16 protein-coding genes are annotated in these 15,734 nt (G+C 45.6%); 8 read left to right on the top strand and 8 right to left on the bottom strand.

The features are described 5' to 3' along the window. Positions 1-10: 10 nt before the first annotated feature. Complete coding sequence (locus DPF91_RS11280; RefSeq protein ID WP_117234527.1) at positions 11-922, bottom strand: TIGR01777 family oxidoreductase; 912 nt, start codon at positions 920-922, stop codon at positions 11-13. Between the two features lie 142 nt (positions 923-1,064). Between DPF91_RS11280 and DPF91_RS11275 the strand changes: the two genes are divergently transcribed. The 5 genes from DPF91_RS11275 to yfcE are packed head-to-tail and all read left to right on the top strand — an operon-like array spanning position 1,065 to position 3,922. Then, positions 1,065-1,799 (top strand): DUF1538 domain-containing protein, encoded by a 735-nt coding sequence (locus DPF91_RS11275; RefSeq protein WP_117234526.1) that lies wholly within the window; start codon positions 1,065-1,067, stop codon positions 1,797-1,799. After that, positions 1,796-2,593: a DUF1538 domain-containing protein gene (locus tag DPF91_RS11270; protein WP_117234525.1), complete on the top strand. Its 798-nt coding sequence runs from the start codon at positions 1,796-1,798 to the stop codon at positions 2,591-2,593. Before DPF91_RS11275 ends, DPF91_RS11270 begins: the two co-directional genes overlap by 4 nt. Continuing rightward, positions 2,583-2,933, top strand: coding sequence for a P-II family nitrogen regulator (locus tag DPF91_RS11265; protein ID WP_117234524.1), 351 nt, complete (start codon positions 2,583-2,585; stop codon positions 2,931-2,933). The genes DPF91_RS11270 and DPF91_RS11265 overlap by 11 nt, the downstream gene beginning before the upstream one ends. Further along, a complete protein-coding gene (locus DPF91_RS11260) occupies positions 2,930-3,334 on the top strand; it encodes a CBS domain-containing protein (protein WP_117234523.1) in 405 nt (134 codons plus the stop codon). Before DPF91_RS11265 ends, DPF91_RS11260 begins: the two co-directional genes overlap by 4 nt. A 42-nt stretch (positions 3,335-3,376) precedes the next feature. After that, positions 3,377-3,922 (top strand): phosphodiesterase, encoded by a 546-nt coding sequence (gene yfcE, locus DPF91_RS11255; RefSeq protein WP_117234522.1) that lies wholly within the window; start codon positions 3,377-3,379, stop codon positions 3,920-3,922. Between the two features lie 144 nt (positions 3,923-4,066). Here yfcE and DPF91_RS11250 read toward each other — a convergent pair whose 3' ends face one another. Next, positions 4,067-6,844 carry an insulinase family protein gene (locus tag DPF91_RS11250; RefSeq protein ID WP_117234521.1) on the bottom strand — a complete coding sequence of 926 codons (2,778 nt, stop codon included), beginning with the start codon at positions 6,842-6,844 and terminating at the stop codon, positions 4,067-4,069. Between the two features lie 159 nt (positions 6,845-7,003). On the opposite strand from DPF91_RS11250, the gene sixA reads away from it, so the two are divergent. Continuing rightward, positions 7,004-7,468, top strand: coding sequence for a phosphohistidine phosphatase SixA (gene sixA / locus DPF91_RS11245; protein ID WP_117234520.1), 465 nt, complete (start codon positions 7,004-7,006; stop codon positions 7,466-7,468). Positions 7,469-7,543: 75 nt separating this feature from the next. On the opposite strand, the gene smrB is transcribed toward sixA, so the two are convergent. Further along, the gene (gene smrB, locus DPF91_RS11240; RefSeq protein ID WP_117234519.1) at positions 7,544-8,071 is read right to left on the bottom strand and encodes an endonuclease SmrB; all 528 of its coding nucleotides are present in this window, start codon (positions 8,069-8,071) and stop codon (positions 7,544-7,546) included. A gap of 59 nt (positions 8,072-8,130) precedes the next feature. On the opposite strand from smrB, the gene prmB reads away from it, so the two are divergent. Continuing rightward, positions 8,131-9,063: a 50S ribosomal protein L3 N(5)-glutamine methyltransferase gene (gene prmB, locus DPF91_RS11235; RefSeq protein WP_117234518.1), complete on the top strand. Its 933-nt coding sequence runs from the start codon at positions 8,131-8,133 to the stop codon at positions 9,061-9,063. Between the two features lie 80 nt (positions 9,064-9,143). Here the strand turns inward: prmB and DPF91_RS11230 are convergent, their stop codons facing one another. The 4 genes from DPF91_RS11230 to DPF91_RS11215 all read right to left on the bottom strand — a co-directional run bounded on the left by DPF91_RS11230 (position 9,144) and on the right by DPF91_RS11215 (position 13,319). Further along, on the bottom strand, positions 9,144-9,770 hold the full coding sequence (locus tag DPF91_RS11230; RefSeq protein WP_117234517.1) for a CDP-alcohol phosphatidyltransferase family protein: 627 nt from the start codon (positions 9,768-9,770) through the stop codon (positions 9,144-9,146). After that, a complete protein-coding gene (locus DPF91_RS11225; protein WP_117234516.1) occupies positions 9,763-10,410 on the bottom strand; it encodes an ATP-binding cassette domain-containing protein in 648 nt (215 codons plus the stop codon). Before DPF91_RS11225 ends, DPF91_RS11230 begins: the two co-directional genes overlap by 8 nt. Next, complete coding sequence (locus DPF91_RS11220) at positions 10,376-12,079, bottom strand: ABC transporter permease (RefSeq protein ID WP_117234515.1); 1,704 nt, start codon at positions 12,077-12,079, stop codon at positions 10,376-10,378. Before DPF91_RS11220 ends, DPF91_RS11225 begins: the two co-directional genes overlap by 35 nt. A gap of 79 nt (positions 12,080-12,158) precedes the next feature. Next, entirely contained in the window at positions 12,159-13,319 is a 1,161-nt protein-coding gene (locus DPF91_RS11215; protein ID WP_117234514.1) for an ABC transporter substrate-binding protein, read from the bottom strand. A gap of 449 nt (positions 13,320-13,768) precedes the next feature. Here DPF91_RS11215 and aroC point away from each other — a divergent pair, with 449 nt between their 5' ends. Then, entirely contained in the window at positions 13,769-14,854 is a 1,086-nt protein-coding gene (gene aroC, locus DPF91_RS11210) for a chorismate synthase (protein WP_117234513.1), read from the top strand. Positions 14,855-14,940: 86 nt separating this feature from the next. On the opposite strand, the gene DPF91_RS11205 is transcribed toward aroC, so the two are convergent. Beyond that, positions 14,941-15,564 (bottom strand): trimeric intracellular cation channel family protein, encoded by a 624-nt coding sequence (locus DPF91_RS11205; protein WP_117234512.1) that lies wholly within the window; start codon positions 15,562-15,564, stop codon positions 14,941-14,943. Positions 15,565-15,734 lie beyond the last annotated feature (170 nt).

The raw sequence follows: 15,734 nt of genomic DNA, 5'->3' as shown, positions 1-15,734 counted from the left end.
TATCGGCTATCTAGTTATTTTGCAATAGGTTCTTCAAGGCTGGTTCGAGGTGAGAGAAGTTAAAATTAAACCCAAGTTCTGTGAGGCGTTTCGGTTTTGCACGCACGCTATCAAATAACAAACAAGCAGACTCACCCATCAATGTTGAAAGCACCCATTTTGGGGTGAAAAGCACATGTGGTCTTCTTAATACCCTAGCTAAGGTCTGACTAAACACTTTATTCGTCACAGCATGAGGAGCGCAGAAATTATAGACGCCTTGGGCATGTTCTTGTTCACTGAGGTGCGATATCCCACGAGTCATATCGTTGAGGTGGATCCAAGGCATATATTGCTCACCACTACCTATAGCCCCTCCAAGCCCAAGACGATAGGGAGGCAGCATTTTCTTTAATGCGCCTCCATGAGGAGCCAAAACGATCCCTGTTCTCAGGATACAAACTCGAGTTTGATCAGACTGGGCCGACAAAGCGATCTTTTCCCATTCACTGCAAACAAAGTGTGGAAAGTTCTCTTGATGCACGTGCAAGGACTCATCGAAAGGGTGATGTTGTTGATCGCCATAGAAGCCCACCGCTGATCCACTTATAAAGGTTTTAGGGGGTGTGGTGCTGGCATGAATGAGCTCGACGATCTGTTGCGTGAGCTTCCAGCGACTGTCGCAAATTCTCTTTTTCTGTTTCTTGCTCCAGCGCTTGTCAGCAATGGGTTCACCAGCGAGGTTAATGACTAAATCAAAATCATTGAGATTTGAAAGCTCATCGAGTGATGTGATAAAAGTGAGGTTATCACCAGGCACATGATGAAGCGTTTGTTGAGCTTGTGAAGGTGATCGAGTCAGGAGGACGATGTCGTGTGTTCGATAATGTTTAACCAGTTCGCGACCAATAAATCCTGTACCGCCAGTAAGTAATACCTTCATGCCTCATCCTTGTGCTGTTTATTAACTATGATTATAGACGAGTTGATAGTGATTAGATCAGCTCATAAAACACGCACTTGTCACATATTGTTACACGACATTCTGTCACACTATATGCATAACGATGACAGAAGGAGATGCGATGCCTGCAATATTGGCACTATTTCGTGCCATGCTGAATAGCTTGAGAGATCTCCTGCCTATTATTGTCGTTATAGGTTGTTTTCAGCTGTTTGTCCTTCAAGAACCCCTTCCTAATTTTCTCTCAATCATCGCAGGCTTGATACTGGTTGTCCTTGGTTTAACGCTATTTATTTTTGGGCTAGAGATGGGACTCTTTCCTATTGGTGAAAGCATGGCACAAGCCTTTGCTCGTAAGGGAAGCGTATTCTGGTTACTCGTTTTTGCATTTTGTCTCGGTTTTGGCACAACAATAGCGGAGCCTGCATTGACCGCTGTGGCAGCCGAAGCGGCTGAAGTTGCCGCGGAAGGGGGATTGATTCCCGGATCTGAAGAATCGTTGCTCGAGTATTCCACGGGTCTGAGGATAACCGTTGCTCTCTCTGTTGGGTTAGCTATCGTTCTTGGTGTTATCCGCATCCTTAAAGGCTGGCCAATTCATATCATGATTATAGGTGGCTATTTAGGCGTAGTGGTTCTCACTGTATTTGCTCCTGAGAGTATTATCGGTATCGCTTACGACTCTGGTGGGGTGACCACTTCCACGATTACCGTTCCACTCGTAACTGCACTGGGCGTTGGGCTTGCATCATCAATCAAAGGCCGCAACCCAATGATTGATGGCTTTGGTCTCATCGCTTTCGCCTCTCTATTGCCAATGATGTTCGTCATGATCTACGGGATGGTGATGGTATGAGTGGCTTTGACTATTTTGCGACAACGCTGCTGTCAACGATACGTGATGTCTTTCCTATTGTCGTCATCATCTTCGGCTTTCAGACCGCAATTCTACGTAAATCTATTAGTAATCTCAGACGCGTTATCCTTGGCTTTGTTTATGTCATTTTAGGTTTGTCTCTGTTCTTGATGGGGTTGGAAATGGCGCTGTTTCCTCTAGGGGAAACCATGGCAAAACAACTCACCGCACCAGCTTTTCTCGCCGAGATGAAGCTGGGACTAGAAACCAGTTTGAGTTGGGAGGATTACTATTGGGTTTATATCTTTGCATTTGCCATCGGGTTCAGTACCACCATTGCAGAGCCTTCGTTAATTGCAGTCGCGATGAAGGCCAATCAAGTGTCCGGTGGCAGTATCAGTACTAATGGGCTGCGAATTGCCGTTGCGCTTGGTGTGGCGGTGGGTATTGCTTTGGGTAGTTATCGCATCGTGGTGGGTGACCCGATCCATTACTACATCATTGCTGGTTATATCGTGGTAGTGACTCAAACCTACTATGCACCTAAGATGATTGTCCCACTTGCTTATGATTCTGGTGGCGTGACGACATCTACAGTGACGGTGCCGTTAGTCACAGCTCTTGGACTAGGGCTTGCGTCTACGGTACCGGGAAGAAATCCAATGATTGATGGCTTTGGCTTAATCGCTTTTGCCAGTCTGTTTCCAATTATCTCTGTTATGGGCTACGCACAAATCACGCAGTGGCTAAATAAGGAAGAACAATCCTCAAAGGAGGGGCGTAATGCGCTTTAAATTATTAATTGCATTTGTAGAAGACAGTAAGACAGACAAGGTGCTTGATGCTGCGCGCAATGCGGGAGCGACCGGCGCAACGGTTATCAATAATGCTCGAGGAGAAGGGTTGAATCAAAAACGTACTTTTTTTGGTCTGACGCTCGAAGTGCAAAAAGATATGCTGTTGTTTGTGGTCGAGGAACACTTATCTCGTCATATTTTAGAAACGATAAATGAAGTCGGCGAGTTTGAGGAAGAGTCAGGGCAGGGGATCGCCATTCAGATAGACATTGAAGACGCGGTCGGCGTTGCACATCAAGTAGAAACACTAACCAAAGTGGTCGAGGATGAGTTATGAGTCAAGTTCCGGCAAAAAGAGTTCGTGAGGTGATGGCAAGCACCTATGTAGTAGTTGATGGCTTGACTACCGTTCATGAGGGGATAGTCTTAGCGCGTAAACATCAGGTCAAAGCGTTGATTGTGAATAAGCGTCACGATGACGATGAATACGGGATCGTATTAATGAACGACATTGCTAAAAAAGTATTGGCTCAAAATCGTTCAACACGACGTACTAACATCTATGAGGTGATGACCAAGCCTGCATTATCGGTTTCTCCTGATATGAACGTTAAGTACTGTGCTCGATTGTTTGAGCGCTTTGGCATAAGTAGAGCCCCAGTTCTTGAGAATGGTGCGGTGATTGGCATGGTGAGCTATAACAACATCGTTATCAATGGCATGGCAGTGGACGATTAACCCCGTTAGAATAGGGGGAATTAGATAAGTTTGGATTTTACGATGAAACTATTTTTTGCCTCAGATCTTCACGGCAGTGAACCATGCACTAAAGCCATGCTACAGGAGTTTGAAGCCTCCCAAGCAGAACACTTGATTCTGCTTGGTGACATTCTGAATCATGGTCCACGTAATCCGGTGCCAGAAGGCTATAATCCCCCTGTTGTGGCTGAATTGTTGAATGCATACGCGAGTAAAATAATTGCCGTACGTGGTAACTGTGACAGCGAAGTTGATCAGATGCTTTTAAGTTTCCCGATGATGATGGATTACAGTTGGGTATTGTTGCCAAACGGTCAGAGACTCTTTCTTACTCATGGGCACCTATACAACACAGACAAGCGTCCCCCATTGAATAAGGGCGATATCGTTGCACATGGTCATACTCATATCCCTCAAGCTGAATGGGTTGGCGAGCAGATTATTTTTAATCCTAGTTCTGTGACCTTTCCACGTAATGATCACCCTGCAAGCTACGGCTTGTTTGACAACAATACATTGATGGTGAAAACCTTTGATGGTGCGCTGCTTGCGCAGTGTGAACTGTAAAGCTTAATTTTAAGGTAAAAGGGTCGCTGCGCCCATGGGTAGCAGGACGCTTTTGCTACAGGTAACGGCATAGGTTGACAGGGCTACTCTTACGGGGTCCTATAACCTATAACCTATAACCTATAACCTATAACCTATAACCTTTCACCCCAACTCACAATCTCTTGGTCTCATTTGGAACTCTTCAATGGACCCTATCTCCTGACCTAAACTCAGCGGACACGAGTTATCGTGAGCATTACCTTTAGAATGCATCACTAAGCGATTCGATGTGCGTGGTTTAAGCTCGTTGATAACAAATCGAATCATCTCACTACGATTCAACGATTCAAGCTCTGCTAAAACCTGCTCTCGGTGGTCGAAAGATTCATCTTTATTGCCGATCGCGACCCAAAGACGCTGACCACGACCCCTTAGCGTTGTATCAGGTGTGAGTATTTGGTTTACCAAACCTTGTTTACTGCTTTGCCAGCGCTCTTCGCTCAACTCTAACAACACCATATAGAAGGCATTTAAGAACTCATCGATCGATGAAATTAAGTCTATTGGCGCAGCGTTGGGTGATTGAACATAAAACACAATCCCGGGGTGGCGATTGAGAGGCATGTTGCCAGTACCCACCATGTAACCTAACTGCTGCTTGGTTCGGATCTCGTGGAAGAAAGCGGCAGACATAAGGTGGTTTGCGAGCAGGTAAAGTGCCGTCGCTTTCGGTGATACCGCTTCACTTTGGTAATAAACCACAATTGCTGAGTCATCTTGATCACAATGTACACTGCGTTGGAAGGTGCCACTATCACCCAGCATAACCAATGGGCGAAGTGCCTCTTCGTACTTCTGATTTTGAACACGTAGCGCATCTTTTAGCACTTCAGCCATATCGTGTGCTTTTTTCTCTGGCCAATCGCCGTAGACAAAGGTATCGATATGGATCTCTGCCAGAATAGATTCAACAAACGCGGGTAGCTCATCAACTTCAATAGACTCTAGCGCTTCAATCAATGTTGGGTATGGAGGATTGTTGGGCTGCAATATTCCAGACATGGCATTGAAAAGCTGCGAAATTGGACGATCTTGCGCTGCGTTGCGCCAACTTCGTAGAAGTTGTTGTTTGATGAGTTCAAAGCGTTCTGGTTTGAAGTCTCGATCTGCAAAGCGTTTAAGAATAATTTCTAGCAGCTGTGGAATTTTTTGACTAAATCCAGAAAGCGATAGAGTCACACCACCTTGATGAGCGTAAAGGTTATAGCCCATACCAGCAATTTCAGCCTGATACGTTTGAGACGCAAGTGAGTCTAAGAACATCTCGACACAAAGGCGAGTCTTTACAATCTTTCTTGGTGTGGCGACAGCTTGAGGGCTATCGATCGCGACGTAAACGACCCCTTTTGGTACACGGAACTCTTTTTCTTGCAGGTGCCACAAGCGGAATCCAGGCAGGTCTTGTACCACTTCTGGCAGTGAAGAGTCGCCTTGAAGTGGCTCTGGATCGAGCTCGTAACAAATGAACGGGTTCTTTTCGGGTAGCTGTAAGCTGTCGTCAATCCTTGGCTCACTCCAGCGGGCTATTTGCTTGTGAGTCAAAGGCTTGATTGCATAAGGGGTGAAGTACCATTTAGCTTCTTTGTTTGTTTCAACGCCTTTTAATGCCCTAGTGACTTTTAGATTGTCAACGGTCATCAGCTGAAGTACCGAAGTTAATTCTGGTTCATCATAGTGTGACATCTTGTAGTCACCGTAGATGATATCGTCACTTTCATAGTGCTGCATGTTCACCACTAGGTGACTAACAATATCGAGGGCCCGGCTAGATTCTTGAAAGCGAAATGCAGACTCAAGAACGGCCTTTTTCTCGAGATAACGCCAGTTATCTAAGCCTTCTTTAGCGATCAGTTGAATATAAGCGAAGGTGGCTTCAATGATGTCATCGGTATGTTCAAGCCCTTCCTGTGTCATGCTGAAGTTGATCGTGAACTCTCGGAAGTTACTGCCACTAACACCACCACCAGCAGAAAGTGCACTCACCCAACCAAGCCCTTTTAAGTGCATTAATAGGCTGCCTTCCCCTTCATAACCAAGTAGGTGAGCGAAGTAAGAAAGAGGCTTGGTGTGATACTGCTCGTTCAAACTCGGGAGTGCAAAGCTCATTGAGAGCTTACGCATCTCTTTGACCGGTTCTATATCAACCCATATCTGTTTGCTGTTTTGGGTTGAGAAAGGGATTTCAACCGTTTTAGGAAAGCGTTGATGATTGGGAATTGAACCAAACATAGATTCGGCCCATACACGTGTGACTTCAAGTGAGTGCGAACTCAGCACGGTTAACGTCATTAAATCTGCAGAGTATTGCTGCTGGTGGAAGTCGATGATTTCTTGGCGAATGGATAGTCCATTTCGGTCTCCTAGAGTCTCAAGGTTACCCACCGAAAACTTGGCAAAGGGGTGCTCAGGATTCATCACTTCTTTGAGCACTTGATACTGACGACGCGAGTCGTCATTGAGTTTCATTTTATATTCGGATTCAACGGCTTGGCGCTCTTTATCTAACGCTTCTTCGTTGAATAGCGGAGCGGTAAAGAATTGGCTGAAGCGATCGAGTGCCGGTTCAAACAAACTCGGCGTAATATCGAAGAAAAAGCAGGTATGCTCTGTGCCTGTCCATGCATTATTGCTACCCCCATGCTGGCTAATAAACTGTTGGAATTCGCCAACCGTTGGGTATTTTTCAGTACCAAGAAACAACATATGCTCTAGGTAATGTGCCAACCCTTCTCGCTCATTAGGATCATCAAAGTGGCCGACGTTTACCGCCAGCGCAGCAGCGCTTTTGGTGGTTTTCTCATCTTGGATTAACAGCACCCGTAACCCATTATCTAGGGTGAGAGTTTGGTATTGATTAGTATCGTTGGGACTCAGGTGCACAGTCGGAACTCCAGATTTTCAGGGGGGCATTACTAGTATGACTGTGAAAGATGAGTCTGCAAACATTCGCTAACGTTTTATTTTCAAAATGTTAGATTTGTCAGTGCCTTCATCAGCTGAGTTGATATACTTGAATAATCAAGTAGTAGGAATACCCAGATGAAGATTTTTATCATGCGTCATGGCGAAGCAGAACACTTCGCGTCGAGTGATGCTGAACGAAACCTGACACCAAATGGTGTGAGTCAATCAAAAGCTGTGGCAAGAGCATGTGTACAGCAGGGCGTCAGTGAATTTGATACGGTTCTTGTGAGCCCTTATATTCGAGCGCAGCAAACTTGGCAGGCGATCTCGGAGCATTTTGGTTCTGATGATGTGCAAACCAGTGACGACATCACCCCTTATGGTCAATCAGATGATGTTTTTGAGTTTGTTTGTGCACTAGCGGAAACACAAAACTTGGAATCGATTCTGCTGGTCTCTCATTTACCGTTGGTTGGTTACCTGACTTCTGAGTTTGTGCGTGATATTGCACCACCAATGTTTCCAACGTCAGGCTTAGTGTGCATTGAATTTGACCTTGAACGTCAGCAGGGCGAACTGGTTTGGAAAATCCACCCTTAAAAGCTGAGTCTATAAAAAGCTCGGTCCATTGTAGCAACCGAGCCTACAGACATTGAATCTGCGAAATAACTCGTATTACTTCTCTGGGATAGAGAGTAGTACGAGCAATGCGCCATCACCACCAAATTCAAGTGGTGCTTGATGAAACGCCATCACATCAGGATGTTGTGCCAGCCACAGCGGAGCTTTCTGCTTCAGAATGTGTTTACCAATACCATGTTGAACACAAGCACAGTGAACGTCATTTTTTACACAATACGAAATCATAGCACCGAGCTCACGCTTCGCCTCTTGTTGTGTCATTCCATGCATATCCAGAAAAACATCCGGCACATAGACACCACGGCGCAATCTCTTCACCTCATAAGTCGATACATCATCACGAGAGTAGCGCGTTGGTCCGTCTTCACTTAGTAGCGGAACGAACTCATCAGAGAAGTAGAACTCGCTGTCACTCGCTTCACGACTGGTGCGTTTAATTTCTTTTTGCTTAGGGTTTTTTGTTGGCTGCTGGACTATGGTATCCTGTTGCAACTTTTTTACGCCCTTTACTGCATCTTTGAAAAGTGCAAAGTCATCATCGTGGTTATCTTGGTCACGCATCGCTTTTCATCTAATTAATACAACTATTGGCAGTATTGTAGCGCTTTTTGGAGGCAATTTTGGATAAGATTTTTGTAGATGAAGCGGTTTCTGAACTACACACGCTTCAAGACCTGATTCGTTGGACTGTGAGCCGCTTTAATGCAGCAAACCTATTTTATGGTCATGGCACAGATAACGCATGGGATGAAGCGGTTCAGTTAATCCTTCCAACCCTTTATCTGCCGATTGATGTTCCTCCGCATGTTCTAAACTCTCGACTAACAAGCAGTGAACGTTTACGCATTGTTGAGCGCGTAGTTAAGCGTATCAATGAGCGTACACCAACCGCATACCTGACGAACAAAGCTTGGTTCTGTGGCCTAGAGTTCTTCGTTGATGAACGTGTGCTTGTTCCTCGTTCACCAATTGGTGAGCTTATTGAAGCTCAGTTCCAACCTTGGTTAGCAGAAGAACCAGTTCGCATCATGGACTTGTGTACGGGTAGTGGCTGTATCGCAATTGCTTGTGCGCACGCTTTCCCTGAAGCAGAAGTTGATGCGATTGATATCTCAGCAGATGCACTTCAAGTTGCTGAGCAAAATGTACAGGATCACGGTATGGAACAACAAGTGTTCCCGATTCGCTCTGATCTTTTCCGTGATTTGCCAAAAGAGAAGTACAACCTGATTGTGTCTAACCCACCATATGTGGATGAAGAAGACATGAACAGCCTACCGGATGAGTTTACTCATGAGCCTGAACTTGGTTTAGCAGCAGGTACGGACGGTCTTAAACTAGTTCGTCGTATTCTAGCGAACGCACCAGACTACCTAACAGACGATGGTATCCTAGTCTGCGAAGTGGGTAACTCTATGGTTCACATGATGGAACAATACCCTCAGATCCCATTCACTTGGATTGAGTTTGAAAATGGCGGTCACGGTGTGTTCATGCTAACGCGTGATCAAATCTTAGAGCACGCAGAAGAGTTCGCTCTTTACAAAGATTAACCTTGTAATGTGATGTCTAGATGCGAAAAAAGGAGCCAATGGCTCCTTTTTTTATTGATTGCGTCGTGGTTCATCGCGGGTCAGTTATTACCGTTCTGTGTATCGTCTAATGTCTGGAAGCCAGAATAGATACGGGTAAATGTGGTGAACCAGCAAGCTGCACCGAAGATATATGCGATAGTATCGAAGTGATTGGGTAGCAAGCAGAAGAGCACAAAGCAGGTGATAGTCTCCGTACCCTCGGTCAAACCGCTCATGTAGTACAAAGATTTGTTCTTATAGACTGGATTCTCAATGCCTCTTTTACCCGCCATAACGGCAAATGCGAGAAAACTCGTGCCTGTGCCAATGAATGAGAAAATCAAAAATGCACCAGCAATCGCATTCTGCTCAGGATTGGCAAGCACAAAGCCAAATGGGATCAATGAGTAGAAGAGGAAGTCTAGGCTGATATCGAGGAAACCGCCCGCATCGCTAATACCCTGCTTGCGTGCTAAAGCACCATCCAAGCCATCAAAAATACGATTGAGTGAGATGAATAATAGAGCCCATAGATACTCCTCTAATATCAGAGCAGGGAAGGCTAAGCATCCTAACAAGAAGCCTGTTAAGGTGATTTGATTCGCCGTTGCTCCAAAGCTGTCGAGCACTTTGGCTGATTGGGTAAGCGGCCAGCGAATGACTTTAATACTGAGTCTATCAAGCATGCGTACTCTCCCAAGGCCAGCTGAGGACTTTGCCATTCTCAGGCACGTCAGAGATATCATGCGTGACCATTAAAGCGGGTATGTTAGCTTGTTTTAATTGCCCAAACACCCAAGTTCGAAATTGCTTTCTAGAGTCTTGGTCGAGCTTGCTAAAAGGCTCGTCTAACAGTACCGCTTTAGGTTTGGCTAGCAGCATACGGGTCAACGCAATACGTGCTCGTTGTCCTCCCGATATTTGATCTGGGTAAGAGTCGGCTAGCGCGGCAAGGTCGATTTGTTCTAATGCGTGAATGGCTTGGGTATAACGCTCCGAACCTTTAACGCAGTTCGGCAGTGCAAAGGCTAAGTTTTGCCACACATTCAAATGCGGGAACAAGAGATCCTCTTGGAACAAAATACCAACCTCTCTCAAGTGAGGGGAGACATTGTTGAGCTTTTCGTTGTTTAAAGAAACCTCACCATTAGCAGTGAACTCATCAGCAAGGTGCCCAGCAATGACATCGAGTAATGTCGACTTACCGCAACCACTTGGCCCCATTAAGGTCACCAGTTCACCGGCTTCAACATTGAGATTCAGGTTAGAAAATAACACATCACCGACAGAATTACGGATGGCGAGGTTTGTGAGACATAGACTCATGTCGTTGAGAATCCTTAATTTTTGAGTGTTGCTTCTTGCCACTAAAGCGGCTTATTGCGATTGCAAATGAGAAGAAAAATAACGGTAACAAGGCTTGCCATAGTGCATAAATAGCAGTGACACGACGATCAAAACCACTCGATAGCGCAACGGCCTCAGTGGTAATCGTTGCAATACGTCCAGCGCCCAGCATTAGGGTAGGTAAATACTGTGCGAGACTTACACTCATGCCTATCGCCCAAGCAAATAATACCGCAGGGAAGAGAAGCGGCAGTTTCACCTTCATCCAGGCGTGCAAAGGTGTTTTACCCAGACTCAGAGCTACGTGCATCAACTTATTGTCGAATGCTCGCCAAGGACCATCGAGTGACAAGTAGACAAAAGGAAACGCAAAGAAAATATGCGACCAACATACCCAGAAAAAATAGCTGTTTTCTGAAAGGTATAGTGTGGTGACCTGCAGACCAAACAAGATGGAAAGCTGTGGGACCAGCATCGGGATGGCGATGATGAAGCCCGGCACTTGCAGTTTGTAACGCAGTCGATACTCGTGAGCAATTAGGGCCAAAAACAGCGCACTTGTCGCTGAAATGATAGCGATGAGTAGGCTGTCATTAATGGTGGACATCACACCATCCCATTCATATTCCCAAAATCGCATGCTGTAGCGCGAGGGCAATAAATCAGGAAAACGCCAACGCTGAGCAACGCTCCATAAAAAGAGCATAGGAAGCATAGCGGCGGCCATAGTGCATAGAGAGGTAAATAACGTTTTACCCGGCAACGCAATACCAGAACGGCCAGAGAACTGCCAACTCTGACATTTTTTAACGACTAGCCATTCTACAAGACGAGCAACCGCAATAAGCAAAGAGGCCAGAACAAACAGCACAACTGCGCCAGCGGCTGCCCTTGGTAGTAAAGATAAATCAGGGTCGCTAAACCACTGCCAAACCAAAACAGCAAAGGTTGGAGGGTTCGTCGGGCCCATAATCAAGGCAAGGTCAACAACAGAAAGGCTGTAGGCAATAACCGCTAGCATCGGAAAACGAAGTTTATTGAACCAAAGAGGCAGAATAGTCTTCCACCAAATCTGTTTATCGTTATAACCCAGCGAAGCGCCAACCTTGATCTGTTTGCTGACATCGATCTGACGAAGAATCGGAATGCTCATCAGGAGTAAGAACGGCACCTCTTTGAAGGCAAGCATGACGACTAAACCAAGCGCATACGGGTCTTTAACCAGTAGGGCTAAGTCTGATTGATTCGCTGAACCACCATCAAAGAGAGTGTGCGCTAGACGCATACCCATGCCCGTCGGGGAAAATAAAAAAGCAAAACCAATCGCAAAAGCGACATGGGGCATCGCAAGAAGTGGAGATAGCAGCAGTTCAATAGGCTTCCAAAGCTTACTATTCCAACAGCTTTGCAATACGGCAAAGCTCATAATGCAGGCCAAGTAACTGCTTGCTAGAGATGAAAAAACGGAAAGGCCAATAGATTGCCAAACACCCTGCCATGCGAACAGTTGCTTGAAACCATCTATCGACAGCTCATTGAGTCCAATAGGTGGGATATAACCTAGAGAAGAAAACAGAACACCCGCCACCCCTGGTAATAAAGGGACGATACAAATGATCACGGTCATCAAATAAAGGGTTCGTAACATAGTGCTCTTCGCTACTTACTACTCAATCAGCGGGTTTGGTGTGAGAGGCCTATGCCTCTCGTCGTTTTAGTTTCTTTGCTTAGCTGCCATAACGCTTGAGCCACTCTTTTTCTAGTGCGGCTTGCCAACTTGGATGCGGCTCAGAGACGGATTTAAACTGAGGCGTATTCTTGGCACTTCCTTCTAAGTATTGGCTAGAAAGCACGGATGGATCACCCCATACATTTAAATCTCCTTTTCGAGATTGCGCCCTAGGGCTCAAAAGGAAGTTGATGGCTACCTGCGCACCTTCTTTGGCGCTAGCGTTCCAAGGAATCGCTAAGAAGTGAATGTTGGATAGTGCCCCCGTTTCTAGGGCATAAGCCTTCGTTGACTCTGCTAACTTGCCACTTGCTTGAGCTGAATAGACTGCATTAGGGTTAAAGGTGATAGCAAGGTCGAGTTGCCCGTCATCTAATAGCTGCACGCTTTCTGCGGTACCTGCTGGGAATTGTTTACCTTGTCGCCAAGCGACTCTATGGAACGTATCCAGATATGCCCATAATGGTTGGGTAACTTTTTGGAATGATTCATCTGTTACAGGCTTGGAAAGCGCAGGGTCGTTGTTGGTTAACTCAATCAGCAGGGCTTTGATAAAGCTCGTACCGTGAAACTCTGGTGGGCGAGGGTAGCTCAAACGATTTGGATACGCTTGTGCATAGCTCAACATCTCACTGAAATTTGCGGGTGGATTATTTAGCGTTTCACTGTCGTGGATAAATACGAGTTGCCCTACACCCCAAGGTGCTTCTAGACCCTCTGTTGGCTCTGAGAAATCGACATCGATTGGTAACGTTTTATCAACGTATGTCCAGTTAGGCAGAGTCTCAGTAAATGGACCAAATAGAAGCTTGTTGTCCTTCATCGATTTGAAGTTTTCGCCGTTAATCCAAACCATATCAACGCTGCCCGCTTCATTCTTATTAACGGCTTTAGCCGCGATAAGGCGGGTCACAGTTTCTGCTGTATCGGTGATCTTTACATGTTTGAGTGTTACGCCATGGTCGCGTTGAAGCTGCTTCCCAGCCCATTGGATGTATTGATTGATCTCTTGGCTACCACCCCAAGCATGAAAATAGACAGTCTGCCCCTGCGCAGCATCTTCGATGGCTTTCCAATTTTCGGCAAAAACAGAAGTTGAACCAATGAGGGTTGCACTCAAGCCAATCGTCTTGGCTAAGGAAGCTAGAACAGGTTTCATAACGTCATCCATAAAGTTAGTGTGGCGATTGTGGTGTTTTTGTTATCTCAAGGTGAATGAAGATGGTAATCGATAGCTAGGTATTAGCAAACCGATTCATCAAAGAGATGGTTGGATCTTAACCCTTTGATGTTCATTCTGGCTCTGTATAACTTGCACATAACCCAGACCTGCCGATCATCAATTAAATTTCATCATGATCTAGAAAAAAGTGTTTCTCCATACCGTATCGTCTCCAACGTGAGCTAGATAGCAATAAATATGCATGTCGGTAACCGTGCGCAAATGTCAATTTTTACGACTTGATGAGCTTTTCTTCACCAAAGGGGTTAAATGTTAAAATTTTAGGGTTTACATCATTTCTTATTACAGCCACTATGAGGGCACGAAAAATTGAAATTGGCCTGAGTGTAAACAAATAAGTACATTTAGGTGGTTAAGAGGAAGCAATGGCAGGAAACAGTATCGGACAACACTTTCGAGTGACGACATTCGGAGAGAGTCACGGTATCGCACTTGGATGTATCGTAGACGGCTGCCCTCCGGGTTTAGAACTAACAGAAGCAGATATGCAGGCAGACCTTGATCGCCGCCGCCCTGGTACTTCTCGTTATACCACACAACGCCGTGAACCAGATGAAGTTAAAATTCTCTCTGGTGTTTTCGAAGGTCAAACGACCGGTACGTCTATCGGTCTTCTGATTGAAAATACTGACCAGCGCTCAAAAGACTACTCTGAGATCAAAGATAAGTTTCGCCCTGGGCACGCTGATTACACCTACCACCAAAAATATGGTGTGCGTGATTACCGTGGTGGTGGTCGCTCTTCTGCCCGTGAAACAGCAATGCGTGTTGCTGCTGGTGCGATTGCTAAGAAATATCTAAAGCAAGAGTTTGGTGTTGAGATCCGTGCTTACCTATCACAGATGGGTGACGTGAAGATCGATAAAGTGGATTGGAGCGAGATCGAGAACAACGCATTCTTCTGTCCTGATGTCGACAAAGTCGATGCATTTGACCAATTGATTCGTGACCTGAAGAAAGAAGGCGATTCCATTGGGGCTAAATTACAGGTAGTTGCAACCAATGTTCCAGTCGGTCTTGGTGAGCCAATCTTTGATCGTCTAGATGCCGATGTGGCGCATGCGCTGATGAGCATCAACGCAGTGAAAGGTGTTGAGATTGGTGATGGTTTCGATGTCGTCAGCCAAAAGGGCAGTGAACATCGTGACCCACTAACGCCAAATGGCTTTAAGAGTAACCATGCAGGTGGCATCCTAGGTGGTATCTCAACGGGTCAAGACATTGTAGCGAACATTGCTCTTAAGCCGACGTCGAGTATTACTGTTCCGGGTGAAACTATTACCAAACAAGGCGAACCAACAGAGCTGATTACCAAAGGTCGTCACGATCCATGTGTGGGTATTCGTGCAGTACCGATTGCAGAAGCGATGCTAGCGATTGTGTTACTTGATCACTTGCTTCGTCATCGTGGACAAAACTTTGGTGTGCAAACCGAAACGCCAAAGATTTAATGCACCTGTTTAATTATTAAGCCATTAAGTTGTTGTAAGGCGCCCTCATTGTTGAGGGCGTTTTTATATGAGTCACAAATGATGTGTTAATGCAGTGGCTCTTCGGATTCAAAGTGAAACGAAGGTAAGCACCATTTAAAACGTACAGCTGCCATTCTCAGTAAGTAGCCAACAACTAAGGTGGCACTAGTCGCCACTATGTCTGTTAAACCTAACTCTAACAAAGTTAGATACAAACCAGAGGCCGCAAGGGCTATCGAAGCATACAGCTCTTTGTGTAAGACAAGCGGCGTTTGTCTACAGATAAGATCTCGCAGCAGACCTCCAAATGCCCCTGTTACTAGAGCTGAGACCATGCAAATAAACGGATGAAGGCCCATACTCATTGCGACTTTGGTGCCTATAATGCTGAAAACTATCAGACCCAGCGCATCAAGTCGAATGAACAGACCTTTTAGCTTCACCACCCATTTAGCAAGCCCAGTTGTGACAACGCCAGCCACGCACGTGATGACGAGAAATTGTGGGTTCTCAACCCAGCCAAGAGGATAGTGACCGAGTAAAATATCACGCACGGTACCGCCACCAATGGCTGTCGCACTGGCGACTAGCATGACGCCGAACCAATCCATTTTTTGTTTACCAGCGGCTAAAGCACCAGTCATCGCTTCTGCGGTAATTCCAACAATGTATAGGGTACTCAGTAACATGGATTGCTCTATAAAACTACTATCTAACTATAAAATAAGCGCGAATTATAGGGCTAAGTGCTGTTGCTGACGAATGAAATTATGTATGGCAAAGGTCGTGCAGAATTAGTTTTACTAATCAATTTGGCATAGAATAACGAGCACCAGATTGCGTAAAATATCCATACTTA

The sequence above is a fragment of the Vibrio maerlii genome (assembly GCF_003415655.1).
Classification (GTDB): Bacteria; Pseudomonadota; Gammaproteobacteria; order Enterobacterales; family Vibrionaceae; genus Vibrio; species Vibrio maerlii.
This window is presented reverse-complemented; position numbering and strand designations above follow the sequence as displayed.